The organism is Streptomyces sp. NBC_01224, assembly GCF_036002945.1.
Lineage (GTDB): Bacteria > Actinomycetota > Actinomycetes > Streptomycetales > Streptomycetaceae > Streptomyces.
This window is the reverse complement of sequence record NZ_CP108529.1, coordinates 6,997,826-7,016,623: the sequence shown is the minus strand read 5'-3', so window position 1 is coordinate 7,016,623 and position 18,798 is coordinate 6,997,826. Positions and strand designations below refer to the sequence as shown.

The 18,798-nt window shown below is 70.2% G+C and carries 19 protein-coding genes; 8 read left to right on the top strand and 11 right to left on the bottom strand.

From position 1 onward, the window contains the following. Positions 1–65 precede the first annotated feature (65 nt). Positions 66–431, top strand: a complete 366-nt coding sequence (locus OG609_RS31615) for a DUF3099 domain-containing protein (RefSeq protein ID WP_327275958.1) — start codon at positions 66–68, stop codon at positions 429–431. Positions 432–701: 270 nt separating this feature from the next. Further along, complete coding sequence (locus OG609_RS31610) at positions 702–959, top strand: hypothetical protein (RefSeq protein ID WP_327275957.1); 258 nt, start codon at positions 702–704, stop codon at positions 957–959. A 232-nt stretch (positions 960–1,191) separates the two neighbouring features. Here OG609_RS31610 and moaA read toward each other — a convergent pair whose 3' ends face one another. From moaA to OG609_RS31595, 3 genes are all read right to left on the bottom strand, one after another. Further along, complete coding sequence (gene moaA / locus OG609_RS31605; protein WP_327275956.1) at positions 1,192–2,181, bottom strand: GTP 3',8-cyclase MoaA; 990 nt, start codon at positions 2,179–2,181, stop codon at positions 1,192–1,194. 197 nt (positions 2,182–2,378) lie between these two features. After that, entirely contained in the window at positions 2,379–4,019 is a 1,641-nt protein-coding gene (locus OG609_RS31600) for a solute symporter family protein (RefSeq protein WP_327275955.1), read from the bottom strand. Further along, positions 4,016–4,381, bottom strand: a complete 366-nt coding sequence (locus tag OG609_RS31595; RefSeq protein ID WP_327275954.1) for a DUF485 domain-containing protein — start codon at positions 4,379–4,381, stop codon at positions 4,016–4,018. Before OG609_RS31595 ends, OG609_RS31600 begins: the two co-directional genes overlap by 4 nt. Positions 4,382–4,672: 291 nt before the next feature. Here OG609_RS31595 and OG609_RS31590 point away from each other — a divergent pair, with 291 nt between their 5' ends. Beyond that, positions 4,673–6,208, top strand: a complete 1,536-nt coding sequence (locus OG609_RS31590; protein WP_327275953.1) for a S8 family peptidase — start codon at positions 4,673–4,675, stop codon at positions 6,206–6,208. 105 nt (positions 6,209–6,313) lie between these two features. Next, positions 6,314–7,735 (top strand): CoA transferase, encoded by a 1,422-nt coding sequence (locus OG609_RS31585; RefSeq protein WP_327275952.1) that lies wholly within the window; start codon positions 6,314–6,316, stop codon positions 7,733–7,735. Here OG609_RS31585 and OG609_RS31580 read toward each other — a convergent pair. The 8 genes from OG609_RS31580 to OG609_RS31545 form a co-directional block, all read right to left on the bottom strand. Beyond that, positions 7,725–8,768, bottom strand: a complete 1,044-nt coding sequence (locus tag OG609_RS31580) for a zinc-dependent alcohol dehydrogenase family protein (protein ID WP_327275951.1) — start codon at positions 8,766–8,768, stop codon at positions 7,725–7,727. The two genes, OG609_RS31585 and OG609_RS31580, sit on opposite strands and share 11 nt — an antisense overlap. 21 nt (positions 8,769–8,789) lie before the next feature. Then, the gene (locus OG609_RS31575) at positions 8,790–9,479 is read right to left on the bottom strand and encodes a lysoplasmalogenase (protein WP_327275950.1); all 690 of its coding nucleotides are present in this window, start codon (positions 9,477–9,479) and stop codon (positions 8,790–8,792) included. Then, positions 9,476–10,354 carry a sterol desaturase family protein gene (locus OG609_RS31570; protein WP_327275949.1) on the bottom strand — a complete coding sequence of 293 codons (879 nt, stop codon included), beginning with the start codon at positions 10,352–10,354 and terminating at the stop codon, positions 9,476–9,478. The genes OG609_RS31575 and OG609_RS31570 overlap by 4 nt, the downstream gene beginning before the upstream one ends. Before the next feature lie 364 nt (positions 10,355–10,718). After that, positions 10,719–11,432, bottom strand: a complete 714-nt coding sequence (locus tag OG609_RS31565) for a VIT1/CCC1 transporter family protein (RefSeq protein ID WP_327275948.1) — start codon at positions 11,430–11,432, stop codon at positions 10,719–10,721. A gap of 25 nt (positions 11,433–11,457) precedes the next feature. After that, on the bottom strand, positions 11,458–12,681 hold the full coding sequence (locus tag OG609_RS31560; RefSeq protein ID WP_327275947.1) for an amidohydrolase family protein: 1,224 nt from the start codon (positions 12,679–12,681) through the stop codon (positions 11,458–11,460). Next, the gene (locus OG609_RS31555; RefSeq protein ID WP_327275946.1) at positions 12,681–13,958 is read right to left on the bottom strand and encodes an amidohydrolase family protein; all 1,278 of its coding nucleotides are present in this window, start codon (positions 13,956–13,958) and stop codon (positions 12,681–12,683) included. Before OG609_RS31555 ends, OG609_RS31560 begins: the two co-directional genes overlap by 1 nt. Before the next feature lie 10 nt (positions 13,959–13,968). Further along, the gene (locus tag OG609_RS31550; protein WP_327275945.1) at positions 13,969–14,853 is read right to left on the bottom strand and encodes an SDR family NAD(P)-dependent oxidoreductase; all 885 of its coding nucleotides are present in this window, start codon (positions 14,851–14,853) and stop codon (positions 13,969–13,971) included. Then, on the bottom strand, positions 14,850–15,650 hold the full coding sequence (locus OG609_RS31545; protein WP_327275944.1) for an acetoacetate decarboxylase family protein: 801 nt from the start codon (positions 15,648–15,650) through the stop codon (positions 14,850–14,852). Before OG609_RS31545 ends, OG609_RS31550 begins: the two co-directional genes overlap by 4 nt. Before the next feature lie 150 nt (positions 15,651–15,800). Between OG609_RS31545 and OG609_RS31540 the strand changes: the two genes are divergently transcribed. From OG609_RS31540 to OG609_RS31525, 4 genes are all read left to right on the top strand, one after another. Next, positions 15,801–16,475 carry a TetR/AcrR family transcriptional regulator gene (locus OG609_RS31540; RefSeq protein ID WP_327275943.1) on the top strand — a complete coding sequence of 225 codons (675 nt, stop codon included), beginning with the start codon at positions 15,801–15,803 and terminating at the stop codon, positions 16,473–16,475. A 29-nt stretch (positions 16,476–16,504) separates the two neighbouring features. Continuing rightward, positions 16,505–17,503: a DEDDh family exonuclease gene (locus tag OG609_RS31535; RefSeq protein ID WP_327275942.1), complete on the top strand. Its 999-nt coding sequence runs from the start codon at positions 16,505–16,507 to the stop codon at positions 17,501–17,503. Between the two features lie 64 nt (positions 17,504–17,567). Next, the gene (locus tag OG609_RS31530; protein ID WP_136330261.1) at positions 17,568–17,801 is read left to right on the top strand and encodes a hypothetical protein; all 234 of its coding nucleotides are present in this window, start codon (positions 17,568–17,570) and stop codon (positions 17,799–17,801) included. Between the two features lie 71 nt (positions 17,802–17,872). Beyond that, positions 17,873–18,697: an SURF1 family cytochrome oxidase biogenesis protein gene (locus OG609_RS31525; RefSeq protein ID WP_327278251.1), complete on the top strand. Its 825-nt coding sequence runs from the start codon at positions 17,873–17,875 to the stop codon at positions 18,695–18,697. Positions 18,698–18,798: the final 101 nt, after the last annotated feature.

Here is an 18,798-nt window from a genome sequence, read left to right as displayed (position 1 = left end):
TCCCGGCGCGGGAATGAGGTCTCCCCCGGCCTGCGAGGTGCTGGGGGAAGGGTGGTGGAGACGTGATGCGGAAGCAGAGCGGTGTCGAGGTCTTCCGGATCACGGGAGCCCGGCAGGGGCTCGCGGACGATGTGCGCGGCAGGCAGCGGCGCTATGTGATCTCGATGTCCGTACGGACGGTTTCGGTGATCCTGGCCGCCGTGTTGTGGAACGTCGAGCGGTATGTCGCGATCGTGGCGCTGGCACTCGGTGTTCTGCTCCCGTACGTGGCGGTGGTCATCGCCAATGCGGGCCGGGAGAACACCCCTTCGCTTCCTTCGACCTTCGTCCCGGCGCCGATGCGTCCGGCGCTCGACGCGGCTCCTGCGGCCGGATCCGAGCAGTCCGGTCCGGAGGCCGACGGGGCCCGGCGCGGCGGGGAATCGGCATGATCGAATCGGCATAAGCACAGTTGGGGCCGTACCGCACCCAAGGCTCGAGAAAACCTCAGCTCAATCATGAAGTTACGGTGCACCGCACCCGGGTCTGCGTGACATACTTCGTAGGCGCTCCGCATCCCCCGTCGGAGCGACAGACCGACGCCGGGCAGCTCCCCCCGTGGCTGCTCGGCGTCGCTTTTTTCGCCGGTATTCTCCGGTAGGGGATGCGTCGGGCGGCCCGGCCCGTGGGGTCGGCACAGGCCCTGACCTAGGGTTGAGTCCGTGAACTCCCCTGAATCCGCGGCCGAGAGAGCTGCCGCCGCACCCATCTGTTCCGCCAAGGGCTGCCGGGCCGACGCCGTATGGGTGCTCGCCTGGAACAACCCGAAGCTGCACACCCCGGAGCGCCGTAAGACCTGGCTGGCCTGCGAGGAACACCGGGAGCATCTCTCCTCGTTCCTGGGCGTCCGGGGCTTCCTCAAGGATGTCGTGACGCTGGCGGAGTGGGAGTCCGACCGCTCGGGGACGGACGGACGCTAGGGCCCGGGGCCGGGCAGACCCCCTGGGGCCGGGCAGACCTTAGAGCCTGTCGGGTGACCTCCGATGGGATAGCGGACGCGGTCTGGTGCGTGCGACTCCAAGGCGGAGGAGGGAGTCGACGCGAAGGGGGTCCCCCCATGCCTTCAGCTATGGGGGAGTTGGTGACTGACGACAACGCGGGAAGCGTGCGTGCCAGGGCGTGGCCGCCCGGTCGGGGTCACCCGACAGGCTCTCAGCCGCCGATCGCCGACATCGGCCGCTCGGGCTGCAGGAAGGACGGGTCGTCCAGTCCGGATCCGGCCTTCTTTCCCCACATCGCGAGCGTCCAGATCCTGGCGATCTCCTCGTCCGGCGCGTCCGAGCGCAGGACGCCGCGCAGATCGGTCTCCTCGCGGGCGAACAGACAGGTGCGCACCTGGCCGTCGGCGGTGAGCCTGGTCCGGTCACAGGCCCGGCAGAAGGGGCGGGTGACGGAGGCGATGACACCGACACGGTGGGGTCCGCCGTCGACGAGCCAGCGCTCGGCGGGGGCGGAGCCGCGCTCGCCGTCGCCCTCCTCGGTGAGGGTGAAGCGGGTGCGTAGCGACTGGAGTATGTCGCCTGCCGTGATCATGCCGTCGCGCTTCCAGCCGTGCTGCGCGTCGAGCGGCATCTGCTCGATGAAACGGAGCTCGTAGTCGTGCTCGACGGCCCAGGCGAGCAGGTCGGGGGCCTCGTCGTCGTTGAGTCCTGGCATCAGGACGCTGTTGACCTTGACCGGGGTGAGACCGGCGTCGCGCGCGGCTTCCAGGCCGGCCAGCACGTCGGGGTGGCGGTCACGGCGGGTGAGCGTCTTGAAGACGTCGGGGCGCAGGGTGTCCAGCGAGACATTGACCCGGTCCAGACCGGCGGCCTTGAGCGCGGCCGCTGTGCGCTTCAGCCCGATGCCATTGGTGGTGATCGACATCTTGGGGCGCGGGCTCAGGGCCGCGCATCGCTCGACGATGGAGACGAGCCCGGGACGCAGCAGCGGCTCACCGCCGGTGAAGCGGACCTCGGTGATGCCGAGCCGGGTGACGGCGATGCGGACCAGCCGGACGATCTCGTCGTCACTGAGCAGGTCGGGCTTGGCCAGCCACTGCAGGCCCTCTTCCGGCATGCAGTACGTGCACCGCAGATTGCACCGGTCGGTCAGCGAGACACGCAGGTCGGTGGCGACCCGATCGTAGGTGTCGATGAGCATGTGGGCCCCCTCCCCCAGTAACTTCCCGGCTGCGGATCCGGCTTCCGGCTGACTCCTCCGAGACTACGCGAGACCTGCGACATCGGAGGGGGCCCGTTTGCCACGAGGAGCGGCGTGGCCGCGTCGTAGGACTCTACGACGCGGCCACGGAACGGGAGTGACGCGTGGAGCGAACTCCTCGGAGAACTTTTCCTCTTTCAGTGCGCCCCGACGCCCGTGAGGGACTTGACCTCCAGCTCGGCGTACTTGCCCTTGTCCGGCTCCTCCTTCGAGAGGAGGGAGCCGATCCAGCCGAGCAGGAAGCCCAGCGGGATGGAGATCAGGCCCGGGTTCTCCAGCGGGAACCAGGCGAAGTCGACGCCCTTGAACATCGACGTCTTCGGATTGCCCGAGACGACCGGCGAGAACAGCACCAGGAACACCGAGCTCGCCAGACCTCCGTAGATCGACCACAGCGCGCCCTGGGTGGTGAACCGCTTCCAGAAGAGGCTGTAGAGGATCGTCGGCAGATTGGCGGAGGCGGCGACGGCGAAGGCGAGTGCCACCAGCCCGGCGACGTTCATGTCGCGGGCGAAGGCGCCCAGGGCGATCGCGACCGCACCGATGAGGACGGTGGCCCAGCGGGCGGCCCGCATCTCCTCCTTCTCGGTGGCCTTCCCCCTGCGGATGACGTTGGCGTAGATGTCGTGTGCGAAGGAGGAGGAGGAGGCGAGGGTGAGCCCCGCGACGACGGCGAGGATGGTGGCGAAGGCGACGGCCGAGATCACGGCCAGCAGCACGGCGCCGCCGGTGGAGCCGACCCCGCCGAGGTATTCGGCGAGCTGCGGGGCGGCCGCGTTGCCGGCCGGGTTCTTCGCCTTGATCTCGTCCGGGCCGATCAGGGCCGCGGCGCCGAAGCCGAGCGCGATCGTCATCAGGTAGAAGGCGCCGATGATGCCGATGGCCCAGTTGACCGACTTACGGGCGGCCTTGGCGGTCGGCACCGTGTAGAAGCGGATCAGGATGTGCGGCAGGCCGGCGGTGCCGAGGACCAGGGCGATACCGAGGGAGAGGAAGTCCAGCTTCGAGGTGCCGGTGGCGCCGTACTTGAGGCCGGGCTCCAGGAACGCCGCTCCGTGGCCGCTCTTCGCGGCGGCCGTGCCCAGCAGGTCGGAGATGTTGAAGTCGAACTTCAGCAGCACCAGGAAGGTCATCAGGAGGGCACCGGCGATCAGCAGCACGGCCTTGACCATCTGGACCCAGGTGGTGCCCTTCATGCCGCCGATGGTGACGTACACGATCATCAGCACGCCGACCAGCGCGACAATGAGGATCTTGCCCGCGTCGCTGGTGATGCCGAGGAGCAGGGAGACCAGGACGCCCGCACCCGCCATCTGCGCCAGCAGGTAGAAGATCGAGACGATGATGGTGGAGACGCCGGCGGCGGTACGGACCGGGCGCTGCCGCATCCGGTAGGCGAGGACGTCGCCCATCGTGTAGCGGCCCGAGTTGCGCAGCGGTTCGGCGACCAGCAGCAGGGCCACCAGCCAGGCGACGAGGAAGCCGATGGAGTACAGGAAGCCGTCGTAGCCGAAGAGGGCGATGGCCCCGGCGATCCCGAGGAACGAGGCCGCCGACATGTAGTCGCCGGAGACGGCGAGTCCGTTCTGGAACGCGGTGAACTGGCGTCCGCCGGCGTAGAAGTCGGAGGCGCTCCTGGTCTGCCGTCCGGCCCAGACGGTGATGCCCAGGGTTGCGGCTACGAACACCGCGAAGAGCGTGATGATCAGCGGCCGGTGCTCGGTGGTCGAGGAGGCGGCCAACTGGAGGGCGGGGTGCGACTGGTACGCGGCGCTCATGCGTCGGCCTCCATACGGGACTTGATGGCCTCGGCCTTCGGGTCGAGCTTCGCGGCTGCGTGGCGCGAGTAGAGCCAGGCGATGAGGAATGTGGTGACGAACTGGGCGAGACCGAACACGAAGGCCACGTTGATGTTGCTGTAGACCTTGGTGCCCATGAAGCCGCCCGCGTAGTTGGACAGCAGCACGTACAGCAGGTACCAGAGGACGAAGGCGATGGTCAGCGGGAAGGCGAACGAGCGGTACGCGTGGCGCAGTTCGCCGAACTCCGCGCTGTCCTGCGTCGCGATGAACGCCTCGGTCGTGGGCTCGGCAGGGCGGGTTTCCGTAATGCCCTCGGGCGGCGGTGCATCGGTAGCCACGGAATCTCCTCGCGACGCGGGTGCGGTGGTGGTGGGGACGGTGGGTTTCACTGGGGATCCTCGTTATCGGGGGTGATGGTGCGTCTCCCCCTGACAACGGCACGGAGAGCGCGGCGAAGCGGTTCACCGCGGGTCCGCACTTCTCGAACTCGGCTCTTCGCGGCCGTCCGGCCGAACCGGGTACGCCAAACTCATTGATCAACAGGGCTGATCAGCGATAACTTCACTCGTCATGTACGCGACTTGGCACACCCCGTGTCCGGTCGACCGCACGGATGATGTGGAGACCCCATGGCTCATCTGGGATCCAGACGGACGCGCGCACTGACGCTGCCCGTCGGATTGGCACTCACGGCCTCGCTCGGCTTCCTGCCGACGGGTGCCGCCTCTGCCGCACCGGTGGACGCGCAGCCCACGGCGGCGGTGTCGACGGACGGCCCGAAGCTCTCGTACGTCGTCAACACGCGGAGCAATCACGGCACCGTCAAGCAGGTGAAGAAGGCGATAGCCGAGGCCGGCGGCACGGTGGTGATCGCCTATGAGCAGATCGGCGTCATCGTCGTCGAGTCGCAGAACCCGGACTTCGCGAAGTCGATCCGCCGGGTCAAGGGTGTCGATTCGGCCGGGGCCACCCGGACCAGCCCCATCGTTCCGCAGGCCACCACGGACATCGGGGTCGCGCAGCCGCTCACCGCCGAGCAGGCCCGGGACGCGGCGGCGGAGGCGACGGCGGACCAGGATCCGATGGAGCCCCTGCAGTGGGATCTGCCCGCCATCAAGGCGGACCAGGCGCACCAGAAGACGCTGGGCAGCAGCAAGGTCACCGTCGCGGTCATCGACACGGGTGTCGACGACACCCACCCGGACCTGGCGCCGAACTTCGACCGCGGGGCCTCCGCGAGCTGCGTGTCCGGGGCGCCGGACACGACGGACGGCGCATGGCGTCCCAAGACCGGTGAGAGCGACCACGGCACGCATGTCGCGGGCACCATCGCCGCCGCGAAGAACGGCATCGGGGTGACCGGTGTCGCGCCGGGCGTGAAGGTCGCCGGCATCAAGGTCGCGAACCCGAACGGCTTCTTCTACACCGAGTCGATCGTCTGCGGCTTCGTCTGGGCCGCCGAGCACGGTGTCGATGTCACCAACAACAGCTACTACACCGACCCGTGGATGTTCAACTGCAAGAACGACCCGGACCAGGGCGCTCTGGTCGAGGCCGTCGCCCGTGCCACGCGGTACGCGGAGCACAAGGGCACGGTCAATGTCGCCTCGGCCGGCAACAGCCGCTTCGACCTGGCCTCCGGCGCGATCGACGACACGACCAGCCCGAACGACACCACGGCGGCCACCCGGACCATCGACCCGCGCGAGTGCCTCGACATCCCGGCGATGCTGCCGGGCGTCGTGACCGTCTCCGCGACCGGCGCCAAGGGGCTGAAGTCCTCGTACTCGAACTACGGGAACGGTGTCATCGATGTGGCGGCCCCGGGCGGCGACTCGACGGTCTACCAGACGCCCGCACCGCCCGCCACGAACGGTGCGATCCTGTCCACGCTGCCGGGCGGCAAGTACGGCTACAAGAACGGTACGTCGATGGCCTCCCCGCATGTCGCGGGTGTCGCGGCCCTGATCAAGTCGACGCACCCGCACGCCTCGGCGGCCCAGGTGAAGGCGCTCCTGGCGTCCGGGGCCGACGCCACCGAGTGCGGTGCTCCGTACGACATCAACGGTGACGGGAAGATCGACGCCGTCTGCGAGGGCGACAAGAACCACAACGGCTTCTACGGCGCCGGTGTGGTGAACGCGCTGAACGCGGTCCGCCGGTAGGTGACGCGACGGAGCGGGAGGGGCCCGGAGTCGTCGGCCGGCCCCTCCCGCTACTTCTTTCCAGGTCGCTTCCCGACTCGTGGCACTCAGTGCCATAGTGCGGGAATGACTCATGCACGAAAGTCCGGTACGGAGCAGGCCTGGGCGGCGCTCGGCGGTGATCCCGCGCTTCTCGCGCACATCGGGACGAGCGGCCCCGACGGGCTGCTGCCCGCCCGGCTGCCCGCCATGGAGCTGGCCCGTTCCGCCGTCGCGGTCTGCTCACTGGCCGCCGCCGAACTGGCCGCCCGCCGCACCGCGCGCCCCGTGCCACAGGTCCTGGTCGACGCCGGTGCGGTGGCCACGGCGTTCACGAGCGAGCGCCATCTGCGGATCGACGGGCGCGCACCGACCAACTTCGCCCCGCTGTCCCGGTTCTGGCGCACGGCGGACGGCTGGGTCCGTACGCACGCCAACTACCCGCACCACCGGGCCCGGTTGCTCGCCACGCTGGGGCTGCCCGCGGACACCTCGGACGACATCGCCGTGGACGCCGTCGCCGCCTCGTTCGCCGGGCGCCGGGGACCGGAGATCGAGCAGACGGTGTACGCCGCGGGCGGGCTGGCCGTGGTCGCCCGTACGCCCGAGGAGTGGGCGGCCGACCCTCGGGGTGCCGCGGTCGCGGGCACACCGCTGGTGGCCAGGGACCGTATCGACAGCGCGCCGGTCCGCCGGACGGCGGCGCTCGCCGGTGAACCGCTGCTGCCCGCCGCCGGGTTGCGTGTGCTGGACCTCACCCGGGTCATCGCGGGGCCCGTCGCCACCCGTACGCTCGCGCTGCTCGGCGCGGACGTCCTGCGGATCGACGCCCCGCAGCTCCCGGAGAGCCAGGACGCGCACAGCGACACCGGTTTCGGGAAGCGTTCGGTCGAGCTGGATCTCGGCAGCCGCTCCGGTGCGGCCGCGTTCGACGAGCTGCTGGCCGGCGCGGATGTGGTCGTCGTCGGTTACCGGCCCGGTGCGGTCGAGCGGTTCGGCCTGACGCCGGAGTCCCTGGTCGCGCGCAGGCCCGGGCTGGTGATCGGGCGCCTGTCCGCCTGGGGACACGGTCCATGGGCGCAGCGGCGCGGTTTCGACAGTCTGGTGCAGGTGGCCACCGGCGTCGCCTCGATCGAGGCCGCGGCAGGGCCCGAGAACCCGCCCGGTGCGCTGCCCGCCCAGGCGCTCGACCACGGCACGGGTTATCTGCTGGCCGCCGCCGTGCTGCGCGCACTGACCGAGCAGCACGACGACGGCGGCTCCCGGCTGGTCACGCTCTCGCTCGCCCGTACCGCCGCCTGGCTGCTGGACGAGCTGCCCGCCCGGCAGGAGCCCGGCGCCGGGGCCGGGGGTTCGTACGACCCGGCGAAGTGGCTCACGGAGACGGACGGCCCGCTGGGCCGGCTGCGTCACGCCCTGCCGCCGGTCGCCTTCGACGGTTCCCCCACCGACTGGTCGCGCCCGCCCGGCCCGCTGGGGGAGGACGCGACCGCCTGGCTCACGGCTTGATGAGCACCTTCAGCGCCGTCCGGTCGTCCATCGCCTTGTAACCGGCGGGGACGTCATCGAGGCCGATGGTCAGGTCGAAGACGGGCGACGGGTCGATCGTGCCGGACAGCACGTCGGGGAGCAGCTCCGGAATGTACGTGCGCACGGGGGCGACGCCGCCGCGCAGGGCGATGTTCCGGTCGAACATGACGCCGAGGTCCAGGCCGGTGCCGCTGCCGTGCGGCACGCCGACGTAGCCGATGGAGCCGCCGTCGCGGGTGATCCCGACGGCGGTGCGCATCGACTGCTCGGTGCCGACGGCCTCGATCACGGCGTGCGCGCCCTCGCCGCCGAGCAGTTCCCGTACGGCTTCGACGGCCGCTTCGCCGCGCTCGGCGACGACGTCCGTGGCGCCGAAGGTGCGGGCGATGTCCGTACGCACCTGGTGGCGGCCGAGCGCGATGATCCGCTCGGCGCCGAGCCGCTTGGCGGCCATGACGCCGCACAGTCCGACCGCTCCGTCACCGACGACCGCGACCGTGGTGCCGGGCTTCACGCCCGCGCCGACAGCGGCGTGGTGTCCGGTGCCGAGCACATCGGACAGGGCCAGCAGCGCGGTGAGCAGGTGGTCGTCAAAGGCCGCGGCGGCGGGGAGCTTGACCAGAGTGCCGTCGGCGAACGGGACCCGCACGGCCTCGCCCTGCCCGCCGTCGGAGCCGACCGAGCCCCAGAAGCCGCCCTGCGGGCACGAGGTCGTCAGGCCCTGCGCGCAGTACGCGCAGCTGCCGTCGGACCAGACGAAGGGCGCGACGACGAGGTCACCGACGGCGAAGCCGGCCACCTCGGAACCGGCCTCCTCGACGATCCCGAGGAACTCGTGCCCGATGCGCTGGCCGGGCTGCCGGGCGGACTCACCGCGGTACGCCCACAGATCGCTGCCGCAGATACAGGCCCGCAGGACCCGCAGCACCACATCGGTGGGCTGCTGGATCGACGGGTCAGGCACCTCCTGCACACGTATGTCGTGGGGGGCGTGGATGACGGTGGCGCGCATGCGTGTGGGTCCTTGCTGATCTCAGATACTGATACTCCGCTCACGGTACGCCCCAGGAGCGACACCAGCCCATTTCGCACCGGGTGCGAGCGCTCCGACGGTCAGCAGGAACTGCGCGGCGATGTAGGTGAGCATGACCCAGAAGTCGGGGGCGGGCAGCTGCGGCCAGTCGGCGATGCCGGTGGCGATGAGCGCGTCGGAGAGCAGGAAGAGCGCCCCGCCGGCAGCCGCGTACCGGCCGAGGGTGCCGGCGCGGTACGCCATCGCCGTGAGCAGCAGGCTGTAGCCGGTCATCGGAATCCGCATGTCCGCCGGCAGCCCGCTCCAGAGCAGCGCGACGAAGGTGGTCAGGACGGCGGCGTAGACGAACCCGACGGGCAGCGAGCTGCGGGCACGTCCGAAGAGCCACAGGTAGCAGACGTGACCTGCGGCGAAGGAGCCCATCCCGATGAGGAAGGCGGCATCGGCATCGGACAGCAGCAGCGTGTCGCCGCCCCAGCCGAACAGGAGCGCCGCGATGAGCAGCCCGGGGCCGCGCCGCGCGGCGGCGTACCCGGCCAGCAGCGGCATCAGCAGGGGCTTGGCGACGAGGTGTGCGGCTCCGACATCTGCGAGCACACCGAAGAGGTCGACGGCCGAGGCCACCAGGAAGGCGATGAGCAGCGGGCGCACGAGACGTTCCCGCCGGTCCGTGACGGCAGCGGCGCTCATCCGGTGCGCTCCTGGGCGGGGAGGGCCGTACGGGCGGCCGTTCCGGCCGGCTGCCAGCCGGGCCCGCGGAAGATCCGCCCGGCCCGCTCGCTCCAGCTGCCCGCCGCCCGCACATCGCGGGCGATGGCGGCGTACTCATGGGTGGCGACACGGAGCGGATTGAAGGTGTCGATGTTCTTGGTGAGGCCGAACACGGGCCGCTCCGTCTCGGCGGTGAAGGACCCGAAGAGCCGGTCCCAGAGGATCAGGATGCCGCCGAAGTTCCGGTCCAGGTAGCCGCCCTGCGAGGCGTGGTGCACCCGGTGGTGGGAGGGCGTGTTCAGTACGTACTCGAAGGGCCCGGGCAGCTTGTCGATGCGCTCCGTGTGCACCCAGAACTGGTAGACGAGGTTCGCCGACGAGCAGAAGGCGAGCGCGGCCGGATGGACACCGCAGGCGATGAGCGGCACATAGAACGGCCAGACGGTCAGCGACGTCCAGGGCTGGCGCAGCGCGGTGGAGAGGTTGAACTTCCGGCTGGAGTGGTGGACCACATGGCAGGCCCAGAGGATCCGGATGACGTGGTGGCCCCGGTGCGACCAGTAGTAGAAGAAGTCCTGCGCGAGCAGCATCAGCAGGACGGTCCACCACAGCACGGGGACGCGGAGCGGGGTCAGCTCGTAGACCGCGGTGTAGATCGCGACGATGGGCACTTTCCACAGCAGGTCGAAGACCAGGCTGCCGAGCCCCATGGTGATGCTGGTGACGGCGTCCTTCGCCTCGTACCCGGCGGCTTCGTCGTCGGGATGGAAGTGGTGGAGGGCCATTTCGAGGACAGTGAGCAGGACGAAGGCCGGTATGGACCAGAGCACGACATCGGGCAGGTTCGGCGGCATGCGAGCACCGTAGAGCCGCAGGTCGGCCGGGGACTAGACGTTGTTACCAACAAGTATGCGAGACGCGGTGTCAGCAGTCTTTGGTGACTTCTGCCAATGCGGGCGTCGTGCGATCCCTCCACCGCGGTTTCCAGGGGCAGGGAACTGCCGTGCAAGGGCTTCGTCGCGCACTCGCTGCTGCCGATGGAGCAGGACGACATCCGTGCGTTCATCAGGCACTGGCACGACGCGGCGCGGGCGGAGTGCCTGTCCGACCACGACCGGGCGCAGCTCGACACGTACGAGGGTTCGCTGCGGCAGGCGGTCGGAATGTGCCGGGACCTGGGCCGGCCGGCGACCAACCCGAGCGTATCGTCCGCCTCCCCTAAACCCCCACCGCCCCCAGCAGCTCCCCCGCCGTATAGGTGACCGCCATCGCCACCGCTCCACCGCCCATGTTCCGCAGCACCGCGGGTCCCGGCGCCGCGTCGCCCAGGCGTGCGCTCCACCAGCCCGTCAGTGCCAGCGCCGCCAGTACCGACAGCACGGTCACAAGGAGCCGCAGCGACGCCGGGGGCAGCACGATCGCCAGCAGCGGCAACAGCGCGCCCGCCGTGAACGCCAGGAAGCTCGCGCCCGCCGCATGCCACGGGTTCGTCAGCTCGTCCGGGTCGATGCCCAGCTCGACCTCCGCGTGGGCGCGCAGCGCATCGCGTTCGGTGAGCTGGAGGGCGGCCTCGCGGGCGACTTCCCGGCTCAGGCCTTTTCCCTCCAACAGGCCGGTGAGTTCCACGAGTTCGGCTTCCGGGGTCTCCGCCAGCTCGCGTTTCTCCGTCGCCAGCGCGGCCCGCTCCGAATCGCGCTGGGTGGAGACCGATACGTACTCGCCCGCCGCCATCGACATGGACCCGGCCAGCAGCCCGGCCAGGCCCGCCGTGAGCAGGGTGCCGCGGTCGCCGGTGGCGCCGGCCACGCCGACGACCAGGCCCGCGGTGGAGACCACACCGTCGTTGGCGCCGAGGACCGCGGCACGCAGCCAGTTCAGCCGCGCGCCGAGCCCGTTGCCGTGCGCTTCGTCATGCGCCTGGGTATCCGTCACCCGGGGATGGTCTCACTCCGCCCGGTCACCAGACGCGTACCGACCCGCCCGGTGCGAAGGCGGGGCTGGTCGCGTCCGGCGGAACCTCCTTCAGCGGCTCGGCGATCTCCTCGACCGTCGGGCCGACCTCCTCCGCGATGCGGTCGAGCGCCGCCAGGTCGAACCCGTAGACGCGCGCGGCGTTGCCGCCGACCATTGCCGCGATCTCCTCGGGCGGCAGGCCCGCGTACGCGATCCGCAGCCCCTCCCGTGAGTACGGGGCAGTGCCCTCGTCATGCGGGTAGTCGCTGCCCCACATGATCTTGTCGAGGCCGATCCGGTCGCGCAGCGGCACCTCGTGCGGCCGCATGAAGCTGGCGCCCACGTAGCAGTTGTCGCGCCAGATTTCACGGGGGCTGTTCCCCATCGAAGCTGCCAGCCCCGCACCGAACTTGGACTCGGCAGTGGATGCCCTGCTCGCCGCCGCGACCAGCCGTCCGTGGTAGTAGTCCAGCATCTCCACGACACCCGGGATCCAGCCGGAGCCCTGTTCGGTGAGGACCAGTTTCAGCCCGGGGTGGCGGCGGAACGCTCCGCCGAAGACCAGGTGCCACAGCGCCCGGTGCGAGAACCAGGTCGTCTCCACCATGAAGACAGCGCGGGCGGCCGGTTCGTCGCCGAGCGGCGGGGAGGCCGAGCCGCCGTGGTGGTTCACCGGTACGTCCAGCTCCTCGCAGACCGCCCACAGCGGGTCGTACACCTGCGAGTACAGCTCAGGAATGCCGGAGCCGGGCGGTGCGCCGGGCAGCAGGATGCCACCGGTCAGGCCCGCAGCCTTGATGCGGCGGACCTCGCGGACCGCTTCCGCCGGGTCGTTGAGGAGGATCTGTGCCACGCCCGCGCGCCGGCCCGGTGCCTGCCCGCAGAAGTCGGCGAGCCAGCGGTTGTGGGCGCGCAGGCCGGCCCAGCGCTGTTCGTACTCCGCCTGCGACGGCGCGGGCGCCATGAGGGAGGCCGAGGGGAAGAACGGCGGGATGGTATTCGGAAACACCACTTCCGCCACAACACCATCCGACTCCAACTCGGCGACGCGACGGTTCGAGTTCCAGTTGCGGTCGGCGGTGTCGGCAAGGAGGTCCTCGTACGGATTGACGTATGTCGCCGCCCACGCGTCGAATTCGTCGTGGTACTTCGCTTCCAGGTAGGGCCTGTAGTCGAGGAGATCCGCTCCGGCATGGCAGTCGGCGGAAATGACTGTGTAGCGGTCCATCACTGAACCCCCAGGACCGGGAAGTCGTGGTCGGTCAGCCAGTGCCGGCCCACTTCGCGCGACCTGGCCCAGGACGCCTCGACCGCTGTCTGGTCGGCGCTCTGGCCCAGATCCTCGGGTGTGGGGCCGATGCGCTCGGCGATCGGGGCGAGCTTCGCCGTGTCGAAGCCGAAGACCTCGGCCGCGGCGAGGCCCAGCATGCGGCGGGTCTCGGCCACCGGGATGTCGTGGAAGGTGTTGCGCAGCCAGTTCGCGGTGTTCGGCCAGGTGCCTTCGGGGTGCGGGAAGTCGCTGCCCCACAGGATGTTGTCGACGCCGATCTCGTACCGCTGGGCGAGTTCGCGGCGTTTGGTGTTGGTGGCGCAGATGAAGACCTGGCGGTCGAGGTACTCGTGCGGGGGGCGCTTCAGTTCGGCGAACGGGGAGAGTTTCTTTCCGCCGTGGGCGCCGAGGTAGAGCCGGTCCATGAACCAGAGGAGGTTCGGCAGCCACCAGCAGCCGGACTCGGCGACGCCGAACCTCAGCCCGGGATGGCGTTCGAAGGCGCCCGACCAGAGCAGGAACCAGAGCGGGCGGGACGGCCACCAGGTGACCTCGGAGACATAGATCCCGAGGTGGTCGCCGTACTCGTGGCGCGGGGCCGCCCCGGAGTGCGTGACGACCGGCATCCCCGTCTCGGCGGCGGCCGCCCACACAGGGTCGTAACGGCGGTCGTGGTACGGGGCCTTGTCCACCCACATGGAGGGAATCATCAGCGCCCCGAGTCCGGACTCCTTGGCCCGGTGGATCTCGGCGACGACCCGTTCGACCTCGCCGGTGACGGGCAACAGGGCGACCCCGCAGTGGCGTTCGGGGTTCTGCGAGACGAGGTCGGCGAGCCAGCGGTTGTGGGCCTGCGCTCCCGCCATGCCCAGTTCCGGATCCTGGTCGCCGGAGAGCCCGAGGCCCACGCCGAACGGGGCGGCGGTCCGGCTGTCGACGGCGTCCGCGTCGGGAAAGACGACCTCGGCCGCCACCCCGTCGCCGTCGAGCTCCTTGAGACGCTGTGCGGTGTCCCAACCGCCCTTCAGGCCCTCCTCGTTGTCGTGGAACCACTTGTCGGCGAAGGCCTCGTTGCGTACGCCGAGGCGGGTCATCTCCGCACGGCGGCGGTCGCGCCCGGCGAGGAATTCGTCGAACTCCCGGTGGAAGCGGGCGTCGAGATAGGGCCGGTACTCCTCGGTGGGCAGCCCGGCGTGGCAGTCGGAGGAGATGATCAGGTACGGGTCGTCGGTCATCGCTCGCTCCTCAGTCGAGTATGAAGCTCTCCAGGTACGACGGGTTGGTCCGGTCGAGCATCGACTGCGACCTGGCGCGGATCTGCCGGTCGCTGTGCTCGCTGTCCGGCAGCATCCAGAAGCGGTCGGCGCGTATCCCGTCCACGACGGTCCCCGCGACGTCCTCCACCGGGGTGAACTCCACCTCGTGGCCCGCCGCCCGCATGGCGGACTCCCACTGGCCGAGGCTGCGGTACGGGGTCCTGCGCGGGCGCTCCTTGGCGTACCGCTCCGGCCGGTTGCGGTGCGACTCCCACAGTCCGGTACGGAGCATGTGCGGGCCGGGGAAGAGCACCGAGGCGCCGACCGCCGCGCCCTCCGCCTTCAGATGTGCGTACAGCGACTCGGTCATCGTGACGACGGCGGACTTGGTGACCGCGTACACGGAGGCGGTCGGCAGCGGGGCGATCCCGCCGTCGCCGGACGAGGTGTTGACGACATGGCCGGGGTCGCCGCCCGCGATCATGCGCGGCACGAACGCCTGGATGCCGTGGAAGACACCCCACACATTGACCGCGAACGCCCACTTCCAGTCGTTCGGCTCGTGCTCCCACATCCGCCCTTCGGCACCGGAGCCGACGCCCGCGTTGTTGCACAGCACATGGACGGCGCCGAAGGTGTCGTACGCGGCGTCGGCGAGAGCCTGGACGGAGTCCCGCTCGCTGACGTCGACCACCCGCGCCAGCACCTGCGCACCGTTCTCGCGCAGCTCGCCCGCCGCCTTGTCGAGCGCGCCTTCCTCCACATCGGCGAGGACGACCCTCAGCCCCTCGGCAGCGAACCTGCGTGCCATCGCCAGGCCGATGCCGCTCGCGGCGCCGGTGACGACGGCGACCTGGCCCTCCTCGAGTCTCATCGGACGCTTCCTTCCGGCGGGCCGTCGTGGATCTGCTGCGGGTCGTCGTAACGCTGGTGGATGTACGGCAGCAGGGCCTGGGCGCTCACCCGCTCCACGGCCCTGCCCCGCTGGTCGCTGGTCTTCTCGCCGATGGTGAGGTCGACCAGCCGTCGTACGGGGAGGTCGGCGACCGGGTCGTACACCGACTCGCGCAGCACCACATCGCCCGAGATGCGTTCCAGTCTGCGGACCTTCTCGTGACGGGTGCAGTGGATCAGGACGGGGTCGGAGTCGAAGCCCTCGCCGTCCACCGCGGGCAGGAATTTGAAGTAGAAGTCGAGCTTGGCCGTCGGCCGCGGCAGCGGGAGCGGCCCGCTGACCGCGCCGCGCACCTCGACGAACGCGATGCCGTGCCGGGCGAGCGCGGCACGGACGACGAGGCCGTCGCGTTCGACGGTCACCTCGCCGAGCTTCTTCGGTTCGCCGAACACCTCACGGCCGCCGATCAGAGCCCGTTCATGGGTCATCGGCATGACGAGCGGATACCAGCCCTCGTGGCCGTCGTGGACGGCGGCGACGGCGACGGAGCCCGCACCGAGTGGGTAGCCGGGGAGTTCGACCGTACTGATGTTGGCCCGGACGAGCGGGCGCTCGGCGGGCTTGAGGGGCGGCGGAAGGACGGCCGCGACCGCGTCGGGGTCGCTCTCCCAGAGGGCCACCACACCGGTGGACCAGATGTCGGGGAGCGTGGAGCGGGCCGCGCGGGCCGCCGCGATCTCGGCCTCGGTGCGCGCGCCGTACCGTACACGTGCCATGCCGTACCACCCTTTCTCGATCGTCCGTGAATCGGTTCCCTGTGTCTCGGTGTCCCGGTTCTCCGTGCCGGTTCTGTAACACAGTTACACCGACGCCGATGAAGGGTAAATAGGCATGCACGTAACGGAGTTCGAGAATCAAGGAGCCCTGTGGCGCGATCGTCACTGACCCGCGAAGAGGTCCTGGACACGGCCGGCGCCCTGGTGAAGCGGAACGGCCCGCAGGCCCTCACCATGCGCGCTCTCGCCGCGGAACTGGGCACCGCGGTCACGTCGATCTACTGGCACGTCGGCAATCGTGAATCGCTGCTGGACGCCCTCGTCGAGCGCACCGTGCAGGAGATGGGCACCCTCCGCCCGGCCGGCCGGACCCCGGCGGCCCGTATCGTCTCCGTCGCCCGCGGCCTGCACCGCGAACTGCGGGCCAGGCCGCATCTGATCGCGATGGTCCACGAACGAGGGCTCACCGAGCGGATGTTCCTCCCCGCGCAACAGGCCCTCGTCCACGAGGTGCACGCCGCGGGGCTGCGCGGGGCGCGGGCGGCGGCAGCGGTGCGCGCGGTGCAGTTCCAGACCGTCGGCTTCCTGCTCGTCGAACGCAACCGGGAGCGGTCCCCCGTCCAGTCACCCGGCGAGGGCGATCTGTGGGCCGCGTCCACCGCGGACGACGACCCGGCGCTGGCCCGCGCACTGGCCCGGCCCGCCGACCCGGACCGGCTGTTCGCGGATTCTGTACGTGCCCTGGTGGAGGGGCTGCTGGCCGGGTCCGTACAACAGCGGTCGCGCCGTGGAACCGGCATGCGGGGGCGGGAGACAGCCGAATAGGAGACTGTCAGTCGCGGCCCGTATTCTCTGTGACCATGCTCGACGACCGCCAGACCGCAGCACCGTGGCCGACCGCCTACCCGCAGGGGTACGCGGTCGTCGACGTGGAGACCACCGGACTCGCACGGGACGACCGGATAGTGTCCGCTGCCGTCTACCGCCTGGACGCGCAGGGCAATGTCGAGGACCACTGGTACACCCTCGTCAACCCTCTGCGTGATCCCGGTCCGGTCTGGATCCACGGGCTGACCAGTGATGTCCTCGAAGGCGCTCCGCTCTTCCCGGAGGTCGCCGCCCAGCTCTCCGAGCGGCTCGCGAACCGCGTACTCGTCGCGCACAACGCGGCTTTCGACTGGTCGATGCTGGCCCGGGAGTACGCACGGGCCTCGGTCATCGCCCCCGTCGAGCAGCGACTGTGCACCATCGCGCTGTCCAAGGAGCTGCGGCTGCCGCTGCCCAACCACAAGCTGGAGTCGCTGGCCGCGCACTTCGGAGTCGTGCAGCAGCGCGCCCACCATGCCCTGGACGACGCCCGGGTGCTGGCCGAGGCGTTCCGGCCGAGTCTGCATGCGGCGGCGCGGGGCGGGGTGCGGCTGCCGTTGCTGGAGTGCCGGCCGTTGACCGAGTGGTCGGACTCCCCGGTCACACCGCGGGTCGGCTACCAGCCTTCGTACGGTCAGAACAGCTGGCGTCCCTCACGTAAGCGTCCGGCGTGCCCGTATCCGAACCCCGGACGGTACGAGAAGGACAAACCTCTCATGCAGGGCATGCGGGTGGCGTTCTCGGGGGACACCTCCGTCGACCGCGAGCTGCTGGAGGACCGGGCCGTGGAGGCCGGGCTGCACGTGGCGACCAGTGTGTCCCGGCTGACCAGCCTGCTCGTCACCAATGACCCGGACTCGGCGACGTCGAAGACGGTGAAGGCGAAGTCGTTCGGCACACCGGTTCTGGACGAGAGCGCGTTCACCCATCTGTTGCGCGATGTGGCGCCGGCGTCGACGCGGGCGGCCGCGCCGTCATCGGAGTGAACCAGGGACGACTCGCCCGCCCGCCGCTCGCCCGCCGCCGCCCTTGCGTCCCACCCTGTGGCGCATGGCACGTTGCGAGGTTTGTGGAAACGACTACGGCATGTCCTTCGAGGTGCACGCGCAGGGCGCGGTGCACGTCTTCGACTGCTTCTCCTGCGCCATTCACCGCATGGCGCCCATCTGTGAACACTGCAGGGTCCAGGTCATCGGCCAGGGAGTCGAGGTCGACGGGCACTGGTTCTGCGGCGGTCACTGCGCCCGCGCCGAGGGGAAGGTGGGCATCGTCGACAAAGTCTGATCACCGGCCGCCACGCGCCCTTCCCCCACCCCTCCGCGATGCACCCCATGACGCAGTTGTACCGTCATGGGGTGTACCGCTTCCTGTTGACCCGGCAGTGGCTGATCCTCGCCCTCCTCTCCCTCGTCCTGATTCCCACGATGGTCGAACTGGGCTTCTGGCAGCTGCACCGGCATGAGCACAAGGTCGCGCAGAACTCTCTGATCTCCCACAACCTCAAGGCGAAACCGGTTCCGGTCGCCTCGCTCACCTCTCCGGGTCACACGGTCCCGCGCTCCGACTACTGGCGAGCGGTGACGGCCACGGGTACGTACGACACCGCGCACGAGGTGGTCGTACGCCGCAGGACCTCCACCGACGGCCGGATCGGCGTCCATGTACTGATCCCGCTCGACCTCAAGGGCGGCGGCACGGTCCTGGTCAACCGCGGCTGGGTACCCTCCGCCGACAGCCAGCGCGCCTTCCCCGACGTACCGGCCGTGCCCAAGGGCGAAGTGACCGTCACCGGGCGACTCAAGGCCGACGAGACGACGAGCGCCAGCGGCATCAAGGACATCTCGGACCTGCCGGACCGCCAGGTGATGCTGATCAACAGCGCCCAGGAGGCCAAGAGGCTCTCCCGGCCCGTGCTCGGCGGCTACATCGAGCAGACCGGACCCGAGCCCTCCGGCGACTCCCCGGAACTGATCGCGGCTCCCGACGACAGCTCGATCGGCCCGCACATGGCGTACGCCGTGCAGTGGTGGCTGTTCGCCGCCGGTGTCCCGGTCGGCTTCGTGGTCCTCGCCCGCAGGGAGAAGCGCGACCGGGTGGAGGCCGCGGCCAAGGCCGCCGCCGGGGAGCAGGATGCCTCCGAGCCGAAGAAGCCGGAGCAGCCGGAACCCGCGACGGCCTGACACCGGCTCCGCCCGGGTGTCGGCGCGCTGTCCGGGGGCCGGCTCCAGCTGTCCGTCGGAGTGACACCCATCTCTCCTGGGACTGCTTAGCGAGGCCCAGG